Origin of the sequence: Acinetobacter sp. B51(2017) (assembly GCF_003711395.1) — a bacterium.
Lineage (GTDB): Bacteria > Pseudomonadota > Gammaproteobacteria > Pseudomonadales > Moraxellaceae > Acinetobacter.
Genome location: NZ_PJRJ01000078.1, coordinates 1 through 1,666, shown reverse-complemented (window position 1 = coordinate 1,666; position 1,666 = coordinate 1). Strand labels below are relative to the sequence as shown.

Here is a 1,666-nt window from a genome sequence, read left to right as displayed (position 1 = left end):
CGCGATTCATGAGTGCTCGGTTATATGCGGGCCAATTGGTTGTGCGGTAGATTTTGTGTGTAGGCTTCTTCATTTGAAAATTATATCGCTGAAAAAGCCTTTACAGATAGGTTTGTGCAACAATGCCTATCAGTACTAATAAAACCGCAGACCAAAACAAAGAAGAGTTTGAACGTGGTTATGAAATTCATTGGCAAAATGAAGATGTACTATATTGGCTTGAAAAACTGCGTAATTGGCAGGAAAAATATAATCCAATTAATAAGCCAACAGACTGTACTACACTAGAAGCTAAACACACAAAAGCTAGAAAATCCCATGCTTATCTAAGTGCAATGGGTTACAGTTGCTTTTTGTTTCGTGATGCATCTGCAAGTAAAGCAGCAGATCGAACTAAACCACTTCAAGATACAGCCATTTCTACACTTTGGTACAAACTATTAAATCAACTTGAAGATAATCTTTTAATATCAGGAGACACATTATCAGATGGTACTCCACTCCGATTAGTGCATCATTATGAGGATGAGAAGGTTACAAAGAAAAAGACAGAGTTCCCTTTACACAGCCTTCGTGTATCTTTGATTACCTGCTATATCATGGATGCAAAGTTGCCTCTACCTATAGTTTCAAAACTTTTAGCTGGTCATTCACGGATCTTAATGACGGTCTACTATACAAAACTAACCCCCGCTGTCATGAAAGAAAAGATGATAGAAGCTGAAAGTTTACTTGATGCCAAGTCACAGGAAAGTATTCAAACTTTTCTTAAAGATGCAGAACTGCGCCAAATCCAGTCAAAAATGGCCTACAACGATCAACAAGCCATTGAAGATATATTGGTTAACAGTAATCCATTAGGATGGGAAAATCGTCATCATGGATTATGCTTAGCTGGAGGAAATACTGTACGTTCAGATGAAAGTTCTACTTTAGCAGGTTGTTGGAATGGCGGAGAACTAGTTGCTACAAGGGGAAGTGCAAATAGTATATATAGCCCTGTACCTCATGGCTTAGAAAACTGTGTACGTTGTCGTTGGTTTATCACAGATGCTCGATACTTGCCTGCTCTTAATGCTCACCTCAACTTTATGAGCTACAAGGCACATGAAGCTGCTCAATTAGCTGTAAAATTAGAAACTGAAATAGAAAAACTAGAGGAATTTAAATATGAAGCTGAAATAAATAATAAACCATTCATAAAACATAATGAATTACAGTCACTTCAACGTAGATATGAAAAACAATTAGTTGAAGCCGATGAATATGTAAAAGATTGGATAGCCACTTTCAACATAATTCGTCGGTTGATTGAAGTTGAGCAGAATCGTTGTGAAACTGATTTTAAAAATAAGCTCATTGCTGTTGGCTCTGAAAAGGATATTAAAATTGGTTTTATAGATACAACTTCAGAATTATTACATCTCTCCTTATTATGTGAGGATGCGGAATGATCCTAGCCAAAATAATGGACAGCACGTCCCTCTAAAGATAACGTAACTTTAATCTTTGGAGATTCAAGAAATGGCTAAACGTTTTAGTCCTGAATTTAAACAGCAAGCGATTGATTATGCACTTTCAAACTCCCACGAACCTATAGCTGCAATCGCCCAGAAATTAGGTGTGGGTTATTCAACTTTAGACAAATGGATTCGTGAAGCCAATC

At 36.9% G+C, this 1,666-nt stretch carries 2 protein-coding genes; both read left to right on the top strand.

What is annotated here, in order from left to right:
- Positions 1-122: 122 nt before the first annotated feature.
- Positions 123-1,454, top strand: coding sequence for a VPA1269 family protein (locus CYK47_RS15150; protein ID WP_164709236.1), 1,332 nt, complete (start codon positions 123-125; stop codon positions 1,452-1,454).
- A gap of 70 nt (positions 1,455-1,524) precedes the next feature.
- Positions 1,525-1,666 (top strand): transposase (locus tag CYK47_RS15145; protein ID WP_016165541.1); only part of this gene is annotated, 142 nt, incomplete at its 3' end.